General features: G+C 74.3%; 21 protein-coding genes. 14 read left to right on the forward strand and 7 right to left on the reverse strand.

Annotation, left to right across the window (positions count from 1 at the left end):
* Window positions 1-10: 10 nt before the first annotated feature.
* Window positions 11-2,092, reverse strand: a complete 2,082-nt coding sequence (locus BOSE127_RS04060; RefSeq protein ID WP_159556268.1) for a carboxypeptidase-like regulatory domain-containing protein — start codon at window positions 2,090-2,092, stop codon at window positions 11-13.
* 208 nt (window positions 2,093-2,300) lie between these two features.
* Window positions 2,301-2,765: an NUDIX domain-containing protein gene (locus BOSE127_RS04065; protein ID WP_159556269.1), complete on the reverse strand. Its 465-nt coding sequence runs from the start codon at window positions 2,763-2,765 to the stop codon at window positions 2,301-2,303.
* 176 nt (window positions 2,766-2,941) lie between these two features.
* On the opposite strand from BOSE127_RS04065, the gene BOSE127_RS04070 reads away from it, so the two are divergent.
* Window positions 2,942-3,811, forward strand: a complete 870-nt coding sequence (locus BOSE127_RS04070; protein WP_159556270.1) for a universal stress protein — start codon at window positions 2,942-2,944, stop codon at window positions 3,809-3,811.
* Here BOSE127_RS04070 and BOSE127_RS04075 read toward each other — a convergent pair.
* From BOSE127_RS04075 to BOSE127_RS04085, 3 genes are all read right to left on the reverse strand, one after another.
* Window positions 3,768-4,796, reverse strand: a complete 1,029-nt coding sequence (locus tag BOSE127_RS04075; protein WP_159556272.1) for an SGNH/GDSL hydrolase family protein — start codon at window positions 4,794-4,796, stop codon at window positions 3,768-3,770. The two genes, BOSE127_RS04070 and BOSE127_RS04075, sit on opposite strands and share 44 nt — an antisense overlap.
* Window positions 4,797-4,904: 108 nt before the next feature.
* Window positions 4,905-5,261, reverse strand: coding sequence for a PRC-barrel domain-containing protein (locus BOSE127_RS04080; RefSeq protein WP_042537177.1), 357 nt, complete (start codon window positions 5,259-5,261; stop codon window positions 4,905-4,907).
* 50 nt (window positions 5,262-5,311) lie between these two features.
* The gene (locus BOSE127_RS04085) at window positions 5,312-6,295 is read right to left on the reverse strand and encodes a glycosyltransferase family 9 protein (protein ID WP_056068626.1); all 984 of its coding nucleotides are present in this window, start codon (window positions 6,293-6,295) and stop codon (window positions 5,312-5,314) included.
* A 100-nt stretch (window positions 6,296-6,395) separates the two neighbouring features.
* Between BOSE127_RS04085 and BOSE127_RS04090 the strand changes: the two genes are divergently transcribed.
* The 7 genes from BOSE127_RS04090 to BOSE127_RS04120 all read left to right on the forward strand — a co-directional run bounded on the left by BOSE127_RS04090 (window position 6,396) and on the right by BOSE127_RS04120 (window position 13,265).
* Window positions 6,396-6,953 (forward strand): D-glycero-alpha-D-manno-heptose-1,7-bisphosphate 7-phosphatase, encoded by a 558-nt coding sequence (locus BOSE127_RS04090; RefSeq protein ID WP_056068625.1) that lies wholly within the window; start codon window positions 6,396-6,398, stop codon window positions 6,951-6,953.
* Window positions 6,950-8,029: a glycosyltransferase family 9 protein gene (locus BOSE127_RS04095; protein ID WP_159556274.1), complete on the forward strand. Its 1,080-nt coding sequence runs from the start codon at window positions 6,950-6,952 to the stop codon at window positions 8,027-8,029. The genes BOSE127_RS04090 and BOSE127_RS04095 overlap by 4 nt, the downstream gene beginning before the upstream one ends.
* Before the next feature lie 86 nt (window positions 8,030-8,115).
* Window positions 8,116-9,117 carry a glycosyltransferase gene (locus BOSE127_RS04100; RefSeq protein ID WP_159556276.1) on the forward strand — a complete coding sequence of 334 codons (1,002 nt, stop codon included), beginning with the start codon at window positions 8,116-8,118 and terminating at the stop codon, window positions 9,115-9,117.
* Window positions 9,114-10,442, forward strand: a complete 1,329-nt coding sequence (locus BOSE127_RS04105; protein ID WP_017887381.1) for a glycosyltransferase — start codon at window positions 9,114-9,116, stop codon at window positions 10,440-10,442. Before BOSE127_RS04100 ends, BOSE127_RS04105 begins: the two co-directional genes overlap by 4 nt.
* A complete protein-coding gene (locus BOSE127_RS04110; RefSeq protein ID WP_017887382.1) occupies window positions 10,439-11,062 on the forward strand; it encodes a D-sedoheptulose-7-phosphate isomerase in 624 nt (207 codons plus the stop codon). Before BOSE127_RS04105 ends, BOSE127_RS04110 begins: the two co-directional genes overlap by 4 nt.
* Window positions 11,059-12,498 carry a PfkB family carbohydrate kinase gene (locus BOSE127_RS04115; RefSeq protein WP_236559501.1) on the forward strand — a complete coding sequence of 480 codons (1,440 nt, stop codon included), beginning with the start codon at window positions 11,059-11,061 and terminating at the stop codon, window positions 12,496-12,498. Before BOSE127_RS04110 ends, BOSE127_RS04115 begins: the two co-directional genes overlap by 4 nt.
* A 62-nt stretch (window positions 12,499-12,560) precedes the next feature.
* The gene (locus BOSE127_RS04120; protein ID WP_159556278.1) at window positions 12,561-13,265 is read left to right on the forward strand and encodes an SDR family oxidoreductase; all 705 of its coding nucleotides are present in this window, start codon (window positions 12,561-12,563) and stop codon (window positions 13,263-13,265) included.
* A gap of 555 nt (window positions 13,266-13,820) precedes the next feature.
* Here BOSE127_RS04120 and BOSE127_RS04125 read toward each other — a convergent pair.
* Window positions 13,821-14,915 carry a glycosyltransferase family 9 protein gene (locus tag BOSE127_RS04125; protein ID WP_159556280.1) on the reverse strand — a complete coding sequence of 365 codons (1,095 nt, stop codon included), beginning with the start codon at window positions 14,913-14,915 and terminating at the stop codon, window positions 13,821-13,823.
* 133 nt (window positions 14,916-15,048) lie between these two features.
* Here BOSE127_RS04125 and BOSE127_RS04130 point away from each other — a divergent pair, with 133 nt between their 5' ends.
* The 6 genes from BOSE127_RS04130 (at window position 15,049) to BOSE127_RS04155 (ending at window position 21,803) form a co-directional block, all read left to right on the forward strand.
* The gene (locus BOSE127_RS04130) at window positions 15,049-16,641 is read left to right on the forward strand and encodes an aldehyde dehydrogenase family protein (protein WP_159556282.1); all 1,593 of its coding nucleotides are present in this window, start codon (window positions 15,049-15,051) and stop codon (window positions 16,639-16,641) included.
* Entirely contained in the window at window positions 16,638-18,131 is a 1,494-nt protein-coding gene (gene rfaE2 / locus BOSE127_RS04135) for a D-glycero-beta-D-manno-heptose 1-phosphate adenylyltransferase (RefSeq protein ID WP_017887387.1), read from the forward strand. The genes BOSE127_RS04130 and rfaE2 overlap by 4 nt, the downstream gene beginning before the upstream one ends.
* Window positions 18,128-19,012, forward strand: coding sequence for a glycosyltransferase family 2 protein (locus BOSE127_RS04140; protein WP_159556284.1), 885 nt, complete (start codon window positions 18,128-18,130; stop codon window positions 19,010-19,012). Before rfaE2 ends, BOSE127_RS04140 begins: the two co-directional genes overlap by 4 nt.
* A 93-nt stretch (window positions 19,013-19,105) precedes the next feature.
* Window positions 19,106-19,876, forward strand: coding sequence for a DedA family protein (locus BOSE127_RS04145; RefSeq protein WP_159556286.1), 771 nt, complete (start codon window positions 19,106-19,108; stop codon window positions 19,874-19,876).
* Window positions 19,873-21,144, forward strand: coding sequence for a sensor histidine kinase (locus BOSE127_RS04150; protein WP_159556288.1), 1,272 nt, complete (start codon window positions 19,873-19,875; stop codon window positions 21,142-21,144). The genes BOSE127_RS04145 and BOSE127_RS04150 overlap by 4 nt, the downstream gene beginning before the upstream one ends.
* The gene (locus BOSE127_RS04155) at window positions 21,141-21,803 is read left to right on the forward strand and encodes a response regulator (RefSeq protein ID WP_042537158.1); all 663 of its coding nucleotides are present in this window, start codon (window positions 21,141-21,143) and stop codon (window positions 21,801-21,803) included. Before BOSE127_RS04150 ends, BOSE127_RS04155 begins: the two co-directional genes overlap by 4 nt.
* A gap of 86 nt (window positions 21,804-21,889) precedes the next feature.
* Here BOSE127_RS04155 and BOSE127_RS04160 read toward each other — a convergent pair whose 3' ends face one another.
* Entirely contained in the window at window positions 21,890-22,390 is a 501-nt protein-coding gene (locus tag BOSE127_RS04160; protein ID WP_056068605.1) for a Dps family protein, read from the reverse strand.
* Between the last annotated feature and the right edge of the window lie 21 nt (window positions 22,391-22,411).

Genomic DNA, 22,411 nt, shown 5'->3' on the forward strand with positions numbered 1-22,411 from the left:
CGCCGCGCGGTCAGTCCTGCAGGTGGTCCGTGCGGCGGCGGTTGCGCACCGCGCGGTAGACCAGCAGCGCCGCACCGAGCAGCACCAGCACCCCGGCGGCGATGAGTCCCGGACCGAGGTCCGCCCCCGTGTACGCCAACGGTCCACCGCCCCCCGCGTCGCCCTGGCCCGACACCGGCGCGGAGCCCGAGCCCGAGCCTGCAGCGGGGACGGTCGGAGCCGCTGAAGGAGCGCCACTCGGCGACGGTGACGGCGACGGAGCGGGAGCCGGACCCACCGCGGCCCGCACCACGAACGCCAGCGGCGTCGCGGCCCCGGACTCCGGGGTGACGACGGTCGCCGCCTCGGCCCCCTCGACGTCGACCGAGACGACGTACTCGGTCGTGGGCTCCAGGCCGGTCAGGTCGAACGCACCGTCGTCGTCCGTGACGACCGACACAGGATCGCCGGACTGCGTGTCCGTCGGAGCCGCGACGACCTCGACGTCCGGAACGGGCTCGCCGTTCGTGTCGACGACCGTGCCGGGCTGGTCGGTCGTGACCTCGGCTGCGGTTGCTGCGGAGGCGAACGGCAGGTCGGACGAAGCACGCTCGCCGGCGACGGCCGTCACACCGGTGTTCGAGGTCGCCCCGGTCGCCCCCGGCTCGGGACGTTCGGTCCGGACGGTGTACGTGCCCGCCGCGGTGGCGAAGACGTAGCGACCGTCGGCATCGGTCTCCGTCGATGCGACCACGGCGCCCGTGCCGTCGACGAGCTCGACCACCGCGCCGGCGGGCACGGATGCACCGTCGAGCGAGACCGCACCCGCTACCGTCGCGACGACGGCGGCCGGCACATCGATCTCGTCGGGGACTGCCGGTGCCGCGTCGACGTCGCCGGTCGTGATGGTCACGGGCGGCTCGTCGGCGACGGACACGTCGAGGTCGGTGTCCGCCGGCAGGTCCGAGCCGGTGTAGACGCCGTCGCTGTTCGTCGTGGTGTCGACGAGGACGTCCCCGGAGTCCGGGTCGGTGATGACGACCTCGAGGTTCGAGACCGGTCGGCCGTCCTCGTCGACCACGGTGCCGATGACCGAGACGGTGGCGGTCGGCGCGGTGAACGCGAAGTCCGCTCGCTGATCGACGCCACCGGGCGTCCCCGCCTGTGCAAGAGACACGAGAACGGACTGGTCCGGACCATCTGCACCCTCGGGCGGAACGACCTCGACGCGGTAGTTCGCGATGACCGGCAGCTGCGGGAACGCGTAGGTGCCGTCGGGGTCGGTGGTCGTCGTGGAGACGGTGCCGCGCGGAGCGGTGACGCGGACGACCGCCCCGGGGATGGGGGCGCCGTCGAGGGTCACCGTGCCGGTGATCGCGGCGGTGCGGTTGGCGAACCAGGTCTGGTAGACGGGGAACCCGCTGCGCTGCTGGTACGTGATCGTCAGGCTGGTGAGCGACACGGTCGGCGTGAACCACGCCGTGGCACCGGCGGTGTCGACCGCGCCGGTGTTGCCCGTCAGGGTCCGGGTGGCCGGGTCCCAGGTCGGCCGGTCCTGCCCGGTCGTGCCGTCGGGGTCGGCGGTGCACGACGGCCCTCCGGCGACGGCGGCCGAGCACGAGTTGTAGGAGCTCACGTAGCCGAGCTGCTCCGCGGTCGCGGCGCCACCCCCGGAGACGGTGGCCGAGATGGTCGCCCGGTCGGCGTCGACGTCGCCGAGCACGAACGACCAGCTCTGGGCACCCGGCGTCGGCTCGGCGAACGTGTAGGTGGTCGTCGATGCCCCGGTCGTGGGCGAGTCGACGTTCGGCCGCTGGTTCATGTAGGTCGTGCCGCGGCTCGTCCCGTAGACCGCGCCCGACGGGGTCGACGCCGACTGCCAGGTCGATGCCCCGCTGACGACGGTCGACTGCCGGGAGTCCGACGTGAAGGTCGTCTCCGGGAACCCATCGAGCGTCATCGTGCCGGTGTAGGCCCGGCTCGCTCCGCTGAGGGTGAAGGTCCCCCAGTTGCCGACCGGCTCCGCCGACGCACTGGTCGCGCCGCCGATCGCGAGTCCTGCTCCGAGTGCGAGGGCCGTCAGCCCTGCCGTGACCGCGCGCCAGCGCCGCATGTGTGCTCCCCCGCTGTGGCGCCGGAGAACCCGACACCCCCTCAGACTATCCAGCGGGCGCGGCTCGTGTCCGGGGCACGACACAAGCAAGAAGGTCCCGCCGAGTGGTCACGACATGCCGCGCGCCGATCGTCGAGTGGCCGAGAAGTGTCGGCTGGAGGCCCGCCGGACGACGGTTCGTGACCCCTCGACGAACACGAACGGTGCGTCAAGAGCCCAGCGCCACCAGGGCGTCGAGCGCCGGCACCTGCCCGGCCACCACGAGCTCCCGCGCCTGGTCGACACCGACCCACCGGGCGTCATCCACCTCGGGCACCTCGACGAACCGCCCCGACCCGCGCGGCAGTTCGAGCCGCACGGTGTTGCTCCGCACGGTGTCGACCGAGAACCCCGACGCCGCGGCCGCGAAGACGCGCACGCGCTTGCCGGATGCCTGCCGGAACTCCCCCAGGTCGGTCAGGTCTGCGGCGCCCACCGGTGCGGGCACGCCGATCTCCTCGGCGAACTCGCGCAACGCGGTCGCGTCGGGCTGCTCACCGGCCTCGACCAGGCCCTTCGGGATCGACCAGGCACGCGGCCGGTTCCGCCAGAACGGCCCGCCCATGTGGGCGAGGAAGACCTCGGGCCCGGACGGACCGGTCCGGTGCAGCAACAGTCCGGCGCTCACGACCACGGCCCGAGACTACGCAAGGACCTGCCGGGAGGCCCGGGTCACCGCCGCCGCGCCGCGCACCACCCGACGTGGCCGGGCCCACCGCCGGTTCCCCGGCCCGCGCCGGGAGTACCGTGTGGCGCACGGAGCGCCGTGTGACGCCCCCGGAGGACCTGCGATGGAGGAGGCCGATCGGGATGGACGAACGATGGACGACGGTGACGCTGGCCGCGGACGCCGCGATGCCGCACGACGAGGCCCTGCGGTGGATCGTGTCGCGTGCGGGCAACGGCATCGAGCGGATCCGGATCATCGGTGCGGACCCGGCGATCGAGGGACCCCGACCGGTCGCCGACCGTCTGGCCGAGGCCGCCCGCGCCGCCCTGCCCGGGGTCACCGTCGAGGTGCACCGGCACGCGGGGCCGTTCGCCACCGCCCTGGTCGAGGAGTCGGACGGGGGCGACCTCCTGGTCATCGGCACGTTCCGGAGCCGGCGGGGTTCGACCGCCGGTGGCGACCCGGCACGCGTGGCGGTCCGGGCCGCCGTGCCGACGGTGATCGTCCCCGAGGGGCCGCACCCGATCGACGGCGACGTGGTGCTGGCGGTCGAGGAACCGAACGACGAACGCGCCGTCTCGATCGCCGTCGGCGAGGCCGTCCGGCTGCACCGCCGACTGACGCTGCTGCGGGCGTGGGAGATGCCCGTGCTGACCAGGACCGGGCTCACCGACTTCGCCGAGGACCCCCTGCGGTGGCGCGCCCGGAACGCCGAACTGCTGCAGCGGGTCACCGAGGACCTGACCGTGCGGTTCCCGGCGGTGCGGATCCGGCCGCTGCTCGTCGAGGGACACCCGGGGCACGCAATCGCATCGCGCACCCGGCGGGCGTCGCTCGTGGTGCTCGGAAGGGGGCACGTGCGGGTGCTGTCCGGCGCACTGCTGCACGACGTGGTGCGTGAGACGGCCGCACCGGTCTGCGTCGTCCCGCCGGCCGCGCACCCGGACAGCGCGGTGCCGGAAGGGGTCAGCCGGCGAGTTCCCGGATCGCGTCGGCCATCTGGTCGGTGAGGTAGGCGACACCGCGGCCGTTCGGGTGCAGGGCGCCGGCCTGCAGGTCGATGCGTCGCAGGTCGCTCGAGCCGGTCAGGCTGACGCCCGCGACGTACCGCTCGTCCGCCGGGGCGCAGGCCGAGTGGGCCTCGGTGCGGTCGAGGACGTCGACGAACCGGACTCCGGCGGCGTCCGCGGCGGAAGCGGAAACGGTGTCGAGCTCCTCCTGCACGCCGTGCAGGTACGCGACGTCGTCGTCGGTGAAGGGGAAGGTGTCCGACGGGAAGGACCCGGCGAGGGTGCCGAGGTCGAGCGCCGAGCGGAAGCAGCCCTTCGCCGGGGTGTGCTCGGTGTCCGGGAAGATCGCCGGGTACCCGAGGAACACCACGACGGCGTTCGGTGCGGCCCGTTTCACTGCTGCCAGGGTGTCGGCGATCCCGAGCGCGACCCGGGACTGGATCTTGGCGCTGAGTTGGTCCTCACCGTCCTGCACGAGCGTGCTCTCGCACGACGGCGCGTCACGTCCGGAGAACACCGGGCCGTCGGCCGAGATCGCCAGGCACGACGCGGCGGTGCCGAACAGGTCGGCGTCGTTGCCGCCGATCGTCAGGGTCACGAGCCGGGTGCGCGACGACAGTGACTCGATCTGCGGTGGGACGCCGTTGAACTGGTGCCCGGTCGTGACGTCCTCGCTCGTGGCGCCGGCGCACGTGACGTCGGTCAGGTCGAGGCCGAACCGTGCCGCGAGCCGGTGCGGGTAGTCGCGGGCCGACTGCACGCACGCGCTCGTGGGCAGCCGGGTGCGATCGCCGAGCCCGTACCCGGCGGAGTACGAGTCACCGAGCGCGACGTACTCGCTGCCGGGCGGCAGGTCGGCGAGCGATTGGGCGGGGTCGTCCGGCACCGGGTAGGGCTGCGGGACGGGCCACATCGGGGCAGCCGAGGCGGGCTGCACCGAGCCCGGAGCCGCGACCCCCGCCACCACCAGCCCGACGACGGCCACCGCTGCCAGGGCGGCGAGCAGCGTCGTACGGGCGGTGCGGAGCAGTTGCGGCCTCCGGGCGGGTGCGGCGGATCGGTCGGTCGGGTCGGGCGGTGGCGCGGGACGGTGTCAGCGGCGTCCGAGTCGGCGTTCGCCACCGCTGCCGGTGCGGTACTCCAGCCCGTAGTGCTGGAACAGCACCGGCTCGGTGGCGGCGTCGAGCTCCCCGTCGGTCGGGATCGACGGTGCGTCCTTGACGAGCTTCTTCGGGAACGTCACGCGCAGGTGCTTCGGGGCGACGGTCGCGCCGAACAGCGGGACGAAGACGAGCTTGTGGAACCCGACCATGCCGGTGGTCAGGGCACCGAACGCCGGCTCGGACGTGGCGGTGTCGTAGTAGATGCTCTCGAGCGTGCCGACCTTGTCGTCGGCCTCGTCGACGACGGGCAGACCGATCCAGTCACGGATGTTCGCGGCTTCGAACACGAAGGACTCCCTCCGAGCAACCGGCAGGTCCGGGTGGCTCTCGGTCGACGCTACCGCTCGGTCGCCTGAGCGGTCACCCGGAGCCGGTCGACTGCGCCGAGCACGTCGTCCGCGGTGACGGCGAGGATGGCCGGGTCCGGGTCCTCGGCGAAGACGTCGCCGCGGCGCACCGAGGCGTCGGTGAGCACGATGTGCGGGCCGGTCGCGGGCGGACCCCACGCCTCGGGCGGTGCCGGGCCGAACAGCACCACCGAGGGCACCCCGTACGCGGTCGCCAGGTGCGCAGCACCGGTGTCGACCGTGACGACGAGCCGCGCCGCGGCGATCACCGCGGCGAACGCCTGCAGGTCCAGCGTGCCGGCCAGGACCGCCTCCGGCGCCAGGCCGGCCGCGTCGGCGACGGCACGGGCGCGCACGACGTCGTCCGAGCCTCCTGTCAGGACCACGTCGGCACCGCGCGCCCGGAGCCCGCGCACCACGTCGGCGAAGCGGTCGGTCGGCCAGTGCCGCGCACCGTGGAAGGCACCCACGTGCACGACGGCCGCGCCGGCGACCACCGGCGGCTCGGCGGGGCGGTCGATGTGGACCTCGGTCGCGTCCGCGGGGATGCCGTGCCACGTGAGCAGGTCCGCCCAGCGGTCGCGCTCGTGCACGCCGTCGGGCCAATCCGGGCCCTCGTAGTCGTGGGTGGGGTCGGCGTGTCCGATCACCCGGCGCGGGCCGAGCGCGGCGACGAGGTCCGAGGACTCCGGGCCGGCGCCGTGCAGGTTGACGGCGACGTCGACGGCTCCGTGCGGCACCCCGATCGGGTGGTCGAGACCGTGCTGGGCCAGGTGCACGTCCACCGCCGGGACGAGTTCGACGACCGGCTCCAGCCACGCCGTGGTGGCCAGGGTGATGCGGTGGTCGGGGAAGGCACGGCGGAGCGCGTGCAGTGCGGGGACGGCGACGAGCAGGTCGCCGAGCTTGATGGCACGGAGGACGAGCAGTTCCGGGCGTCCGTCGGAGTCGGGCAGTCGTTCGAGTGCGGTCACCGCCGCGACGGTAGACCCGCCACGCTGACGGGGCTGCCGGGACCGCGCTCCGTGGCGCTTCCTGGGGCGGTGCCCGGCCGTCGACCGGTAGTCACGGAGCATGCCCCTCGCACCGGACCGCGTCATCCGCGGCCTGCTCCTCGACCGCGACGACACCCTCGTGGTGGACGTCCCGTACAACGCCGACCCGCACCTGGTCGTCCCCGTCCCCGACGCCCGTCGCGCCGTCGAACGGGCACGTGCCGCCGGGATGCTGCTCGGGGTCGTCACGAACCAGTCGGTGATCGCCAAGGGCATGGCCACCCGCGAGCAGGTCGACGCCACCAACGCCCGGGTCGACGAGCTCGTCGGCCCGTTCGACGTCTGGTGCGTCTGCCCGCACGACGCCGGCGACGACTGCGCCTGCCGGAAGCCCCGGCCCGGGATGGTCCTCGACGCCGCCGACCGGCTCGGCATCCCGCCGGAGTCGATCGTCGTCGTCGGCGACATCGGTGCCGACGTGCAGGCCGCCCGGAACGCCGGTGCGCAGGGCATCCTCGTGCCCACCCCGCGCACCCGCCGCCAGGAAGTGGACGCCGCCGAGACCGTCGCCGCCGACCTGGACGAGGCCGTCACCCTGGTGCTCGAACACGTCGGCAGCGTGGCGGACCGGGCGTGAGCGCCGCTCGACGCGTCCTCGTCGCCCGGCTCGACTCGTTCGGCGACGTCCTGGTCGCCGGGCCCGCGGTCCGCGCGGTCGCCGCCGGGGCCGCGCACGTGACGATGCTGTGCGGACCGCAGGGTGCCCCGGCCGCCGACCTGCTGCCCGGCATCGACCGGGTGCGGGTGTGGGCGGCGCCGTGGGTGACCGAGACCGCACGCCCGATCGACGACACCCTGCTCGCCGGGTTCCGCGCGTTGATCGCCGAGGAACAGCCCGACGAGGCCGTCGTCCTGACGTCCTTCCACCAGTCGCCCCTGCCCCTCGCGCTGCTCCTGCGCCTGGCCGGGGTCCCCCGGGTCTCCGGGGCCTCGGTCGACCACCCCGGGTCCCTGCTCGACGTGCGGCTGCGCCCCGGCGAGGACCTGCCCGAGGACCTCCCCGAACCCGAGCGCGCGCTGCGGATCGCCCAGGCGGCCGGGTTCCGGCTGCCGCCGGACGACGACGGGAGGCTCGCGGTGCGCCACGACGCCGTCCTGCCCCCGCCCGTGGCCGGCCTCGACCGCTACGTGGTCGTCCACCCCGGAGCCAGCGTCCCGGCACGGTCGTGGCCGGAGTCGCACCACCGTGCGCTCGTCGCCGCCTACGCCGAGCGCGGCGTCCCCGTCCTCGTCACCGGCTCCCCCGGCGAACGCACGCTCACCGCAGCCGTGGCGGGCGACACCGGCATCGACCTCGGCGGACGCACCACGCCGGCCGAACTCGCCGCCGTGCTGGCCGGAGCCGAGGTCGTCGTGGTCGGGAACACCGGCCCGGCACACCTCGCCGCCGCCGTCGGGGCGCCCATCGTCAGCCTGTTCTCGCCCGTCGTCCCCGCCGTCAAGTGGGCGCCGTACGCACCGCTCGTCGAACTGCTCGGCGACCAGGCCGCACCGTGCCGTCTGAGCCGTGCCCGGGAGTGCCCCGTCCCCGGCCACCCCTGCCTGTCCGGAGTGCGCATCGAGGACGTCCTGGCGGCCCACGAACGGCTGCTCGACCGCGTTTCGCGGACTGATCGGAGAAGTCTGCGGTGCGGCCCAGAAGGCGCTGCGTAGCGTGCGCCACTGCTTCTCCTGCTCCTTCTGCTGCTGCTCCGGCAGCGGCCCGGAGTGACCTGTTCGACCCGACCGGAAGGCCCCGCATGCGGATCCTCGTGTGGCACGTGCACGGCGGCTGGATGGACGCCTTCGTCCGCGGCCAGCACGAGTACCTCATCCCGACCACCCCGGCGCGCGACGCCTGGGGACTCGGCCGCGGCGGGCGCGCCTGGCCGGACTCCGCGATCGAGATCGACCCGGCCGAGGTCGCCGAGGCAGAGGTCGACGTGGTCGTCCTGCAGCGCACCGAGGAGCTCGAGGAAGCCCGCCGCCTGCTCGGTGGCCGCGACGTCCCGATCGTCTTCGTGGAGCACAACGCGCCCCGGGTCGACGTGCCGGACAGCCTGCACCCGATGCGCGACCGCGACGACCTGACGATCGCGCACGTGACGCACTGGAACGCCCTGATGTGGGACTGCGGCACCACCCGGACCACCGTCGTCGAGCACGGCGTCGTCGACCCCGGCCCGCTGTACACCGGATCGCTCGAACGGCTCGGCGTCGTCATCAACGAACCCGTCCGGCGCAACCGTGTCGTCGGCACCGACCTGCTCCCCCGCTTCGCCGAGGTCGCCCCGGTCGACGTCTGGGGCATCGGCACCGCACGGCTGCCGGAGCTCGGCTTCGGTGACCGTGTGGTCGCGCGGGGCGACGTCCAGGCCGACCCCATGCACGCGGCCCTGGCCGAACGGCGGGCCTACGTGCACCCGAACCGCTGGACCTCGCTCGGCCTGTCGCTCATCGAGTCGATGCACATGGCCATGCCGGTCCTGGTGCTGGCGACGACGGACGCAGCCCGCACGGTCCCTGGTGAGGCCGGGGCGATCGCGACCGACGTCGAGGAGCTGGTGCGGGCCTCCAGGCTCCTGCTGGAGGACCCGGACGAAGCGCGTCGACGGGGACTCGTGGCGCGGGAGGCCGTGCTCGCACGGCACGCGCTCGGTCGGTTCCTGGCCGACTGGGACGACCTGCTCGACGACGCCGTCGCGCGCGGTGCGCGACGGGACCGTGCGGCGGCAGCCGCGCTCGAAGGGAGCCTCGGATGAAGATCGCCATGGTGTCCGAGCACGCGAGTCCACTCGCCGTGCTCGGCGGGGTCGACGCCGGTGGACAGAACGTCCACGTCGCCGAACTGTCCGCTGCGTTGGCCGACCGCGGCCATCACGTGACCGTCTACACGCGGCGCGACGACGCGTCGCAGCCGGTCCGCGTGCCCCTGCGTCCCGGCGTGGACGTCGTGCACGTCGACGCCGGGCCCGCCCGAGCCGTCCCGAAGGACGAGCTGTTCCCGTTCATGGGGACGTTCGCGTCGGTGCTCGCCGCCGAGTGGTTCCTCGACCGTCCCGACGTGGTGCACGCGCACTTCTGGATGTCGGGCCACGCCGCGCTCGACGCGGTGACCCAGGTGCAGGCGCGGACCGGCGGCGTGCGGATCCCGGTGGTGCAGACCTTCCACGCCCTGGGCGTCGTGAAGCGCCGACACCAGGGCGCCGCGGACACCAGCCCGACCGAGCGCGAATGGGTCGAACCCGCCGTCGGGCGCAGCGTCGACCAGGTCGTCGCCACCTGCTCGGACGAGGCGTTCGAACTCAAGACCCTCGGCGTCCCGCTGCACCGCATCTCCGTCGTGCCGTGCGGGGTCGACGTGTCGCTCTTCCGTCCGGACGGCCCCGTCGAGGAGCGCGACCGTCCGCTCCGGGTGCTCACCGCGTCACGACTCGTGCAGCGGAAGGGCGTCGGGACGACGATCGCCGCACTCGCAGCGCTGGTCGAACAGGGCCGTGACGTCGAACTGGTCGTCGTCGGCGGGGCCGGTGTCGCCGGTGCCGACCTGGTGGACGACCCCGAGTACCAGCGCCTCGACGCGCTCGCCCGGTCACTCGGCGTGCGCGACCACGTCACGTTCCGCGGGCAGCTCGGGCAGCAGGACATGCCGCCCGTCTACCGGAGCGCCGACGTCGTCGTCTGCGCCCCCTGGTACGAGCCGTTCGGCATCGTGCCGCTCGAGGCGATGGCCTGCGGCCGCCCCGTGGTCGCGTCGAGCGTCGGTGGGCTCATCGACACCGTCGTCGAGGACGCCACCGGTCTGCACGTGCCGCCGCGCGACGAGCGCGCGGTCGCCGAGGCCGTCTGTGCCCTGCTCGACGACCCCGAGCGCCGTGAGGCGTACGGCCGCGCCGGACGGCAGCGGGCCGAGTCCCGCTACACGTGGCAGAAGGTCGCGGCCGACAGCGAGCGCGTCTACGAGCGGCTGCTCGCCGGCGCGACGTCGTCCGCCAGCACCGCCGTGCCCACCGCCGCCCGCTCGCGTACCACCCACGCCGGCCGGGTCACCCGTGCCGCGCAGCCGACGGAGAGGACCGCACGATGACCATCGACCAGCAGACCGGGGTCGAGGACCGCGCGGTCACCGACAGCGCACGCGTCGTCGTCGACCACGTCGCGGCGTCGGTCCCCGTGATCGCCTCCCTCGTCGACCACAAGGACCACATCGCCGCCTGGGCGGACGACATCGCCGGGCGGCTCGTTGCCGGTCGACGGTTGCTCGCCGCGGGCAACGGCGGCTCGGCTGCCGAGGCCCAGCACCTGACGTCCGAGCTCACCGGCCGGTTCGAGGGCGACCGGCCCGCGTACTCGGCCATCTCGCTGCACGCCGAGACCTCGGCCGTGACGGCGATCGGGAACGACTACGGCTACGACCAGGTCTTCGCACGCCAGGTGTCGGCGCACGCCCGGGCCGGTGACGTCCTCGTCCTGCTGTCGACGAGCGGGAAGAGCCCGAACCTGCTCCGCGCCGCCGAGGCCGCACGGGCCGTCGGTGCGCGGTCACTCGCCCTGACCGGATCCGGGCCGAACCCGCTCGCCGACCTGGTCGACGACGCGATCTGCATCGAGGGGCCGTCCGCCAACGTGCAGGAGGCGCAGCTCGTCCTGGTGCACGCGCTGTGCAAGGCGATGGAGCCGGCGCTGCGTCGCGGGGGTCGTCGATGAGCGGGGCCGCTCCAGCCGTCGGCGGTCGGGGTGCCGGCGGTGCCGCTGGCCGTGCCGCCGCCCCGCGGTTCCGCATCGCCGTTGTCGGGGACACCCTGCTCGACGTCGACGTGTCCGGCACGAGCGAGCGGCTGAGCCCGGACGCGCCCGTGCCCGTCGTGGACGTCGCCACCGACGACCGTCGCGCCGGTGGCGCAGGACTCGTCGCGACGATGCTCGCCCGCGACGGCCACGACGTCACCCTGGTCACCGTCCTGAGCGACGACGGTCGTGCCCAGGAGATCCGCGACCTGCTGCCCGACGTCACGATCGTCGCCGGGCCGTCGGGTGTCCCCACCCCCGTGAAGACCCGCGTGCGCGTCGTCGACCATGCCCTCGTGCGCATCGACGAGGGCTGCGCGACCCCGCCCGTCCCCGGGGCCACCGAGACGATGACCGCCGCGCTCGACGGTGTCGACGCGATCGTCGTCGCCGACTACGGCCGCGGGGTCGCCGCCGCGCCGGCCCTCCGCGATGCGCTCACCCGTGCGGCCGAGCACCTGCCGGTGGTCTGGGACCCGCACCCCAAGGGCGCAGCCCCCGTCCCCGGCACCACCGTCGCCACCCCCAACGCGGCCGAGGCGCGACGCTTCACCGACGTCGAGGGACACGGTGTGCCCTTCGCGACCGTCGCCGCCGCCCGGCTCGTCGAACAGTGGCAGGCCGGTGCCGTCGCCGTGACGATGGGTGACCGCGGTGCGCTCCTCGCCGACGCCCAGGGCGACAGCCGCTTCGTGCCGGCGCCGTCCGTCAGTGCAGGGGACCCCTGCGGAGCCGGCGACCGGCTCGCCGCTGGCGTCGCCGTCGCACTGGCTTCGGGGGCGGACGTCCCCGACGCGGTCTCCGCCGGTGTGGTCGCCGCGTCCGAGTACCTGGCAGCCGGTGGCGTCACCGCGCTCTTCGCCGATGACGGCCCCGCGCCGCTCGCCGTGCCCGGGGCCGACCGGGACGCGATGCGCCTGGTGCACGACGTCCGGAGTGCCGGTGGCACCGTCGTCGCGACCGGAGGCTGCTTCGACCTGCTGCACGCCGGGCACGCCCGCACCCTGTCGGCCGCCCGTGCACTCGGCGACTGCCTGGTCGTGTGCCTCAACTCGGACTCGTCCGTCCGCGGTCTGAAGGGCCCCGACCGGCCGATCATGACCCAGGACGACCGGGTCGAGCTGCTCCTGGCGCTCGACTGCGTCGACGCCGTCGTCGTGTTCGACGAGTCGACCCCCGACGAGGCACTGCGGCGCTTCCGCCCGGACGTCTGGGCGAAGGGCGGCGACTACACCGCGAGCGAACTGCCCGAGACGGCGACCCTCGCCGAGTGGGGTGGCCGCGTCGTCACCGTGCCGTTCCACCCGGGCCGGTCGACCACCCGACTCGCCGCCGCGATCGAACGCGTCGGCTGAGCGTCCGCTCGCCGTCCCGCACCTGCTCGACCACTTCCCGCTCCACTACGCAAAGGACATCCATGCCCGTCCCCACCACCCCCATCGGCCGCGTCCTCGTCACCGGCGGCGCCTCCGGACTCGGCGCCGCCGTCGTGGCCGCCGTCACCGAGGCCGGCGGCACCCCGATCGTCCTCGACCTGCGGATCGACGCGGTGCCCGAGGGCGTCGACGCCGTCGCCGTGGACGTCTCGGACACCGAGGCCGTCGAGCAGGCGGTCCGTGACGCCGCCGAGCGCCACGGTGGCCTCGACGCCGTCGTCACCGCCGCGGGCATCGACACCCCCGCCCCGATCGACGCGATCTCCTCCGGCAAGTGGGAGCAGATCGTCGGCGTCAACCTGATCGGCACCGCCTCGACCGTGCGCGCCGCCCTGCCCGCGCTCGAGGTTACGCACGGCCGCGTGGTCACCATCTCGTCGTCGCTCGCCCTGCGCGGCGTCGGCGACGGCACCGCGTACTCGGCGTCGAAGTTCGGCGTCCGCGGGTTCTCGCAGGCGCTGGCCGCCGAGACCGCCGGTCGCATCGGCGTCACCAACATCATCCCCGCCGGGATGCGCACGAACTTCTTCGCCGACCGCACCGAGCAGTACAAGCCCGGTCCGGACGCGCAGCTCATCGAGCCGGAGTACGTCGCGAACTCGATCGTCTTCGCGCTGTCGCAGCCGGCCGGCTGCGAGATCCGCGAGCTGTCGATCATGCCGGCGACGGAGCCGAGCTGGCCGTAGCCGCTCGCCGCTGACGGGCGGGAGGCGCGGTGCCGGCGGTCGCGTGTCCCGAGCACGGTGCACGGTGCGTCACCTGGTGCAGCGTTGACGGCTGGGTGCGCGCTTGCAGCGCCGCACGCAGCGGTGAACCGCGCACGGGGCGACGGCGTGCGCACGGTGCGGCCGGGAGGCGCGTTGCGGGCTGGCAGCGGGCCTCCCGTCCGGCGTCCGGTCGCGTTCCGTGCACGGTGCACGGTGCACGGTGCACGGTGCGCGGTGCGTCGCCTGGTGCAGCGTTGACGGCTGGGTGCGCGCTTGCAGCGCCGCACGCAGCGGGCAACCGCGCACGGGGTGACGGCGCGCGCACGGTGCGGCCGGTGCGGCCGGGAGGCGCGTTGCGGGCTGGCAGCCGGCCTCCCGCCCGGCGTCCGGTCGCGTTCCGTGCACGGTGCGCGGTGCGTCGCCTGGTGCAGCGTTGACGGCTGGGTGCGCGCTTGCAGCGCGGCACGCAGCGGGCAACCGCGCACGGGGCGACGGCGTGCGCACGGGACCGAAGCTCGCACGGTGCGAGGCTCATCAGGTCGTGCGGAGCAGGTCCTCGACGTCGGCGAGGACGGCCTCCGGCTCGACCTGGTCGACGTAGGACGGGTCGTGCTCGCACCGCTCGGCGGTCCAGCCGACCTGCGTGACGTCGATGCCGCACACCGGGCACCGCGTCACGAAGGACAGGTGCACCCGGTGCCGACCGCGGTCGAAGGGTCCGGCGTTGATGACGTTGCCGAACCAGAACACCCCGACGGTCGGCGTGCCGACGGCCACGGCGAGGTGGCGCGGACCGGAGTCGTCGCCGACCATGACGTCGGCGGCGGCCAGGACGTCGGGGAGTTCCCGCAGCGGCAGTGACCCGGTGCGGTCGTGGACGCGCTCCCGAAGCTCCAGCGGCAGCGACGCGACGATGGCGGACGACGCCGGCACGTCCGAGTCGTCACCCATGAGCACCACGTCGTCCCCGGCGGCGAGCCGGGCACGGGCGACCTCGGCGAAGCGCGAGGGGCTCCAGCGGCGACGTGGGTCGGTGGCGCCGGGGTGGATCGCGACGAGTCGTGCCCCGCTCCAGACGCCGAGGCGCTGCCGAACGTCGGCCCGTGCGGCTCCGGAAACGTGCAGTCGCGGGTCGAGGGTGACCGGCTCGGCGCCCGCGAGCGAGGCCACCTCGAGCGCCCGGACGACCTCGTGCTGGTAGTACACGTAGCGGACCCAGCGCTCCAGCACCCGTGCGTCCTCGGTGGCGGTGCCCACGGTGTGACGCGCACCGAGCCGGAGCAGGAACGGGTTCGAGTTCCGACCGCCGCCGTGCAGCTGCACCGCGAGGTCGAAGCGCCCGCGCAGCCGGTCGAAGAAGTCCTGCTCGGTCGGCGCTCCGCGGCCCGAGTCCCGGACACCGGGCACGACGGGGAGCTCCTCGAAGGCGTGGACCGCGTCGGTGCGTCCCTCGAGCACCGGGCGCGCCGACGGTGCCCCGAGCAGCGTGATCCGGGCCCCGGGGTAGGCGGCGGCGAGGGCCTCGACCGCCGGCAGGGCGAACATCAGGTCGCCCAGTCCCCCGCCGCGGAGCACCGCGATCTCGCCGACACCGTCGAACCGTTCTCCGCCCACACCGATCTGTTGCACGGCTCCACGTCTACCGGTCGGACCCGGTCGGACGTCCAGCAGCGACCCCGGATGGACGAGAAGCGCGATGCCGTGACCGCACACAGCGGAGCCCGAGCACCGTGTGAGGCCCCGCCCGCTCCGGAAGGACCCCATGACGATCGCACCCCCCGCCGCCGACGACCTCGTGGTGACCGACCCCGTCAACGGGTCGATCGCGTCCACCGTGCGCCGCTCGACCGAGGACGACGTCCGCAACGCCGTCGCTCGCGCCCGAGCCGCTGCCGGCGCGTGGGCCCGGACGGCACCGGCCGAGCGTGGCGCCCTGCTGCACGCTGCGGCCGAGCACCTCCGTGCCCACGCGCAGGAGCTGGCGGACCTGAACACCCGCGAGACCGGCAAGGTGCCCGGCGACGCGATCGGCGGGGTCGAGGCCGGCATCGGGACGCTCGTGCAGTACGCCGAGCTCGGGCCGGTGCACCGCGGCGAAGCGCTGCGCGGGCAGTTCGGTGCCGCCGACTGGTCGGTGCCGCACCCGCGCGGCGTGGTGCTCGCGCTGACGCCGTGGAACGACCCGGTCGCCGTGGCCTGCGGGATGCTCGGTGCGGCGATCGTGACCGGCAACACCGTCGTGCACAAGGGCAGCGAGCGGTGCCCGGCGACCTACGCCCGCCTGAACGCCCTGCTCGCCGAGGTCCTGCCGGACGGCGTGCTCATCGGTGTGGACGGCGACGCGACCACCGGCGAGCTGCTCCTGGCGCAGCAGGGCATCGACGTCTACGCGCACGTCGGCTCGACCGCGACCGGTGACCGCCTGAGCGAGGTCGCTGCGAGCACCCGAGCCCACGTCATCCGCGAGAACGGCGGCAACGACCCGGTGATCGTCGACGCCGACGTCGACCCGGAGTGGGCCGCCGCACAGGTGGCCCTCGGCGCCTTCGCGAACACCGGCCAGATCTGCACCAGCGTCGAGCGGGTGTACGTGCACCAGGACGTCGCCGAGCCCTTCGTCGCAGCGCTCGTCGCCGAGGCGGAGCGCCGCACCGCAGCACCCGCCGCCGAGTTCGGGCCGCTCGTGGACGACCGGCTGCGCGAGCTCGTCCAGACCCACGTGGACGACGCGATCGCCCGCGGTGCCTCCGCACGAACGGGCGGTGTCACGCCCGGCGGGCTCGGCTCGTTCTACCCGGCGACCGTCCTGACCGGCTGCACGGACGACATGCTCGTGCTGACCGAGGAGACCTTCGGCCCGATCGCCCCGGTGCGCATCGTGTCAGACTTCGCGGAGGGGCTCCGGCTCGCCGCGACCGACCGCTACGGGCTCGCCGCCACCGTCCTGACGAACGACATCGCGCACGCGCTCCGTGCCGCGGCCGAGCTGCCCGTCGGCACCGTCAAGGTGAACGCGGTGTTCGGTGGTGCTCCGGGCGGCAGCGCCCAGCCGCGCGGTGCCTCGGGTGCCGGGTTCGGCTACGGCCCGCACCTGCTCGACGAGATGACGACCACGACGGTCGTGCACCTGGAGGCAGCCCCGCCGCGGCGCACCGTCGAGCCGTCGACCGCAGCAGCCGGCGGCACCGCAGCAGCCGGCGGCACCGCAGCAGCCGGCGGCACCGCAGCAGCCGGCAGCACCGCAGCCACCAGCAGCACCACCGCCGACACCGGCGCCGCCGCAGGTGCCACCGGCCCCGCAGCCGCTGCCGGCGCCACCGCCGGCAGCGCCGACACCGTGGGAGGCACCCGATGACCGCCGACGTCCGCCTGGTGCGCGACCTCGTCGCCACCGTCGACGACCGCGAACCCCTGGTCGTCGTCATCGGCGACTGCATCCTGGACCGCTGGACCGTCGGCGAGGCCGAGCGGGTCTCGCGCGAGGCCCCGGCCCCCGTCGTCCGCGTGACCGAGACCATCGCGGTGCCCGGTGGTGCTGCGAACACCGCCGTGAACGCCCGCGCCCTCGGCGCCCGGGTCCGCATGGTCGGGCTCATCGGCGACGACGAGGCCGGCGACGTCCTGCGCCAGCGGCTCGAGGCAGCAGGCGTCGACACGTCGTTCCTGGTCGAGATCCCCGGCGCCCGCACCACGACGAAGTCGCGCGTCGTCGGCGGTGACCGCGTCGTGGTCCGGGTCGACGAACTGGCTGCGACCCCGACCGCCGAACACGGCGAACGCCTCGCCCGCTCGGTCGCCCGAGCCGTCCGGTGCGCCGACGCCGCCGTGGTCTGCGACTACGGTCTGGGCGTCCGCGCCGAGGACGTCGTGCCGATGCTCGACCGCGACCGCCCCGGTGCCGTCGTGGTGGACGCGCACGACCTGACACGGTGGGCCGCACTGCACCCGGATCTCGTCACACCGAACGCCGGCGAGACGGCCGCGCTGCTCGGCACGGACCTCGGCACCGGTGCCGACCGGGTCGGCACCGTCGTCGCCGCGCGCGCCGACGTGCTCGCCCGCAGCGGTGCGCGCGCCGCCGTGGTGACGCTCGACCGTGACGGTACCGTGCTGCTCGAGCCCGGCTCCGACCAGGGCTTCCGCACGCGTGCGACGCCCGCCTCGGAGCAGCAGGCCTCCGGCGCCGGAGACACCTTCTGCGCCGCCGCGACGGTCGCCCTCGCCGTGCAGGCGCCCCTGCGCGACGCCGTGGCGGTCGCCCAGGCCGCCGCCGACGTCGTCGTCCGCGAGGCCGGCACATCGGTCTGCACCGCCGCCGCCCTGCTGGACTCGGTGACCGCACCGGCGGCGACCGTGGTGGACCACGACGAACTCGCCACCGCGGTCGAGGCTGCACGGCAGGCCGGGCGTCGGGTGGTCTTCACGAACGGTTGCTTCGACGTCGTGCACCGCGGCCACACCACCTACCTGCGGCAGGCCCGGGATCTGGGCGACCTGCTCGTCGTCGCGCTGAACGACGACGACTCGGTGCGCCGCTTGAAGGGCCCGGAGCGGCCGATCAACCCGGCCGAGGACCGCGCCGGCGTGCTCGCCGCACTCGCCTGCGTCGACCTGGTCACGGTGTTCGCGACGGACACCCCGATCCCGCTCATCGAACGGCTGCGCCCCGAGGTCTACGTCAAGGGTGGCGACTACTCCCCCGAGATGCTGTCCGAGACCGAGGTCGTCCGCGGCTACGGCGGCGAGGTCGTCATGGTCGACTACGTTCCCGAGCACTCCACCAGCGCCGTGGTGCGCCGGATCCGCGAAGCCGCCGCGCGGCCCGAACCGGACCCCGCACCGTGACCGCCCGCTGGTCCGGGTCCTGGGCGAAGGCCCCCGATCCAGCGGACACGAGCACGGTCGACGTCGACGTGCTCATCCCGACCGTCGGCCGGCCGGCCGAGCTCGCCACGACGCTCGCCGGCCTCGCCGCCCAGACCGACGTGGACATGCGCGTCGTGCTGAGCGACCAGTCCGCGGACGGGGACGCCGCCAGCGCGCCGGCGGTCGCCGCGATGCTCCGCGTCCTGGAGGCCCAGGGCCGGCCCGTCACGCTCCTCACCCACCCGGAACGGCGTGGCCTGGCCGAGCACCGGCAGTTCCTGCTCGACCACGCCGAGGCAGCCGCGGTGCTGTTCCTCGACGACGACGTCTGGCTCGAACCGGGCTCGGTCGCGCGGATGCTCGACGCGCTGCGGACCCTGGGTTGCGGGTTCGTCGGCAGCGCCGTGCAGGGGCTGTCGTACCTGCAGGACCGTCGCCCGCACGAGACCGCCGTGTTCGAGCGGTGGGACGGCCCCGTGGTGCCCGAGGTGGTGCGCCGAGGGACCTCGGGGTTCGACCGGTGGTCGCTCCACAACGCCGCGAACCCGACGCACGTCGCCGCGGAGCTCGACCTGCACCCCGGCGAGTGGGTGCCATACCGGGTCGCCTGGGTCGGCGCGTGCGCCCTGTACGACCGCCGTGCACTCGAGGAGGTCGGCGGCTTCCGGTTCTGGGACGCCCTGCCGCCCGAGCACGCCGGCGAGGACGTCGTCGCCCAGTGGCAGGTGATGGAGCGGTTCGGCGGCGCCGGCATCCTGCCCTCCGGCGCGGTGCACCTGGAGGCACCGACCACCGTCGTCGACCGTCGGGTGGACGCGCCCGACGTGCTGTTCGACCACGGTGGAGTCATACCGCGGTAGGGGGTGGTCGAGACCGCAGCGGGATGGCAGCGGCGCCGCGGCTCCGTAGCGTCGTCCTCGTCGACGAACGCCGTCGGCGGGAGGGAACACCCCGTGTTCGACCAGATCACCCCGCTCGTCGTCGAGTTGGCCGCGAGTCCGCTCGTCTACGTCATCCTGTTCGCCCTGTGCCTGCTCGACGGCTTCTTCCCGCCGGTGCCGAGCGAGTCCGCCCTGGTCGCGGTCGCCGCGATCGCCGCGACGTCGGGGCAGCCCGTGCTCGCGGTGGTGCTCGTCGCCGCCGCCCTCGGTGCGATCGCGGGGGACTCGATCGCGTACTGGATCGGCCGCCGGATCGGGTTCGCCCGGTTGGCCCGGTCGAAGCGACCACGGATCGCGGCGGCGTTCGCCTTCGCGGAACGGCAGATGCAGCGCCGGTCCGCCAGCCTCATCCTGACCGGTCGTTTCATCCCCGTCGGCCGGGTCGCGGTCAACATGACGGCCGGTGCCACCGGCCTGCCCTACCGCCGGTTCCTCGCGATCAGCGCGATCGCGGGGCTCGCGTGGTCGGCGGTGTCGATCGGGATCGCGCTGGCCGCATCGAGCGTGCTGCACGAACCCATCGTCGCGGCCCTGGTGTCGATGGTGGTCGCCGCCGGGCTCGGGGTCGTCGTCGACCGGTTGCTCGGGAGCATCAGCCGCAGGCGCGACGCACGTGCCGAAGCCCGAGCAGCAGCCCCGAGCACCCCGAGCACCCCGAGCACCCCGACGGCGACGAAGCCTGCCACGATGGCTTCGACGAAGGCCGTCACGAAGGCCGTGCAGTCGTCGTCCCCCTCCCCCGCACCTCGCCTCGCCCGAACCGGAGAGATCGCCCGCCTGTGACCATCGTCCCCGATCCACCCCGGCCCGACCGACCGACCCGGGGCACCCTGGCGCTCCGGATCGGGTTCGTGCTCGTCGCGGTCTCCCTGTTCGCCGTCGCGGCCCCGGTCACCGCCGTACACGACGGCGTCCCGGTGCCGCTCGCCCTGCTCGTCACCGCCGTGCTGTCGGCGAGCATCGGCCTCGCGCCCCTCTTCCCCCGGACCGCGTCGGTCGTGCACCTCGCCGCCCTCGCCGGCCTCGGGGTCCTGACGGCGGACGGGTCCGTCGGACCCTGGCCGATCTCGGTGACGAGCATCATCGGACTCAGCCTGTTGCTCGTGGTGCTGGGCGTCCGCACCACCTGGCGGCTGACCGCCGTGGTCTGGGTCGCGGCGACGCTGCTCCCCCTGGTGCTCATCGGTGTGACGCCCGGCCGGTGGGGTCAGGTCGACGTCTGGGCGACGAGCTTCGTGGTGAGCGCCGGCGACACCCTCGTCCTGGCCGCCGCGGCGGTCGTCATCGGGCAGCGCCGGTCCGTGCGCGAGGAACTCGCAGCGGCCCGCCGCGACACCGAGCTCGAGCAGGCGCGGCGCCGGACGGTCGAGGAACGCTCCCGGATCGCCCGTGAACTGCACGACGTCGTCGCACACAGCATGTCCGTCGTGCACATGCAGGCCGAGTCCGCCCCGTACCGCGTGGCCGACCTGCCGCCCGCGGCCCGAGCGGAGTTCGCGGCGATCGCCGAGACGTCGCGCACGGCCCTGCGGGAGATGCGGCAGCTGCTCGGCACCCTGCGCGCCGACGCCGACGCCGAGCGTGCGCCGCAGCCGCGGCTCGCCGACCTGCCGGCACTGGTGCAGGCCACCCGCGCGGCCGGCATCCCCGTCGAGCTCCGCCTCGGCGACGACCTCAGCCTCGCCGACGACGACGACATCGACCACGTCGGGCGGCTCGCGCAGCTCACCGTGTACCGGGTCGTGCAGGAGGCGCTCGGCAACGTGGCCCGGCACGCGCCCGGTGCGGCAACCGTCGTGACGGTCGACAGGCACGGGTCGGCCCTCACGGTCGAGGTCGCCAACACCGCACCCCCGGCCGGCAGCGTGGCCGGTGCGCCGCCGGACGACGGCGGCTTCGGTCTGGCGGGCATGCGCGAGCGGGTCGCCGCGCTGGGCGGCACCATCGACCACGGACCGGACCCGGACGGCGGCTTCCGCGTCGCGGTCAGCCTGCCCGCCCAGCCCACCGCGACCACGTCGCAGCCGACGGCCGAAGGAGGATCGCGATGACGCGGGTGATGGTGGTGGACGACCAGCAGATGTTCCGTGTCGGACTGCGGGCGATCCTCCAGGCCCAGGACGACGTCGACGTCGTCGGCGAGGCAGCGAACGGCGCCGAAGCGGTCGCGATGGTGACCGTGCTGCGGCCCGACGTGATCCTGATGGACGTGCGGATGCCGGAACTCGACGGCATCGAGGCGACCCGCCGGATCACCGCGGCGCCCACGGCGTCGCCGGTCCGCGTGGTGATGCTCACGACGTTCGACATCGACGACTACGTGTTCGACGCGCTCCGTGCCGGGGCGAGCGGGTTCCTGCTCAAGGACGCCAGCGCCGAGGAGCTCGTGCAGGCCGTCCGGACCGTGGCGGCCGGCGACTCCCTGCTCGCTCCGCGGGTGACCCGGCACCTGGTGGAGGCGTTCGTCGCCGGTCCGCAGCCGGCGGCACCCCGGACCGAGGTGCTCGACGTGCTGACCGACCGTGAGCGTGACGTGTTCCTGCTGATGGCGCGGGGGCGGTCGAACGGCGAGATCGCGGCGGAGCTGTTCATCGCCGAGCAGACCGTGAAGACCCACGTCGGTCGGGTCCTGGCGAAGCTGCAGCTGCGGGACCGGGTGCACGCCGTCGTGCTGGCCTACGAGAGCGGGTTGGTCACGCCGTCGGCGTGATGTGCGGGCGCGGGACGCGACCGCAGACGGACGGGAGGCCCGGTGCCAGCTGGCACCGGGCCTCCCGTCAGCGCTGTGGTCGCGACTCAGGCGGCGAGGTGCGCCTGCAGGAACCAGCGGTCCTTGGTCAGTGCGCGCTCGATCTCGATCGCGACGTCCTGGCTGTTGAGGTCGACCTCGTCGAGGCCGTCGACGGCACGGCGGACCTGCAGCAGTGCCGCGTCGATCTGGGCGATCACCTCGGTGACGGTGACGTCGGAGTTCTGGAAGCCCTGCGACAGCGGCGGCAGGGTGGTGTTCGCTGCGACGGTCGCGATGCGCGAGTCGACCGGCAGGCCGAGGGCGACGATGCGCTCCGCAGCCTTGTCCGCGTAGTCCTGCGCGTGCTCGACGATCTCGTCGAGGAGCTCGTGCACGCCGACGAAGTTGCGGCCACGGACGTGCCAGTGCGCCTGCTTGCCGTTGACGACGAGTGCCTCGAGGTCGATGACGACGGGGGCGAGGAACTGGGCGACCCCGGCAGCGAGCTCCGGCGTGGTCGAGAACGGGGACGTGGTGCTCGTGGTGGTCGTGCTCTGCGTGGTCATGGGACAACCATGCCCCCGTCT

It is taken from the genome of Curtobacterium sp. 8I-2, from assembly GCF_902506155.1.
Lineage (GTDB): Bacteria > Actinomycetota > Actinomycetes > Actinomycetales > Microbacteriaceae > Curtobacterium > Curtobacterium poinsettiae.

What these genes read in the sequence shown, in the direction of transcription:
- BOSE127_RS04100 (WP_159556276.1), top strand. Translation starts at nt 8,116, where the DNA reads ATGCGGATCCTCGTGTGGCACGTGCACGGCGGCTGGATGGACGCCTTC.
- BOSE127_RS04155 (WP_042537158.1), top strand. Translation starts at nt 21,141, where the DNA reads ATGACGCGGGTGATGGTGGTGGACGACCAGCAGATGTTCCGTGTCGGA.
- BOSE127_RS04070 (WP_159556270.1), top strand. Translation starts at nt 2,942, where the DNA reads ATGGACGAACGATGGACGACGGTGACGCTGGCCGCGGACGCCGCGATG.
- BOSE127_RS04110 (WP_017887382.1), top strand. Translation starts at nt 10,439, where the DNA reads ATGACCATCGACCAGCAGACCGGGGTCGAGGACCGCGCGGTCACCGAC.
- BOSE127_RS04115 (WP_236559501.1), top strand. Translation starts at nt 11,059, where the DNA reads ATGAGCGGGGCCGCTCCAGCCGTCGGCGGTCGGGGTGCCGGCGGTGCC.
- rfaE2 (WP_017887387.1), top strand. Translation starts at nt 16,638, where the DNA reads ATGACCGCCGACGTCCGCCTGGTGCGCGACCTCGTCGCCACCGTCGAC.
- BOSE127_RS04060 (WP_159556268.1), bottom strand. Translation starts at nt 2,092, where the DNA reads ATGCGGCGCTGGCGCGCGGTCACGGCAGGGCTGACGGCCCTCGCACTC.
- BOSE127_RS04130 (WP_159556282.1), top strand. Translation starts at nt 15,049, where the DNA reads ATGACGATCGCACCCCCCGCCGCCGACGACCTCGTGGTGACCGACCCC.
- BOSE127_RS04120 (WP_159556278.1), top strand. Translation starts at nt 12,561, where the DNA reads ATGCCCGTCCCCACCACCCCCATCGGCCGCGTCCTCGTCACCGGCGGC.
- BOSE127_RS04090 (WP_056068625.1), top strand. Translation starts at nt 6,396, where the DNA reads ATGCCCCTCGCACCGGACCGCGTCATCCGCGGCCTGCTCCTCGACCGC.
- BOSE127_RS04160 (WP_056068605.1), bottom strand. Translation starts at nt 22,390, where the DNA reads ATGACCACGCAGAGCACGACCACCACGAGCACCACGTCCCCGTTCTCG.
- BOSE127_RS04105 (WP_017887381.1), top strand. Translation starts at nt 9,114, where the DNA reads ATGAAGATCGCCATGGTGTCCGAGCACGCGAGTCCACTCGCCGTGCTC.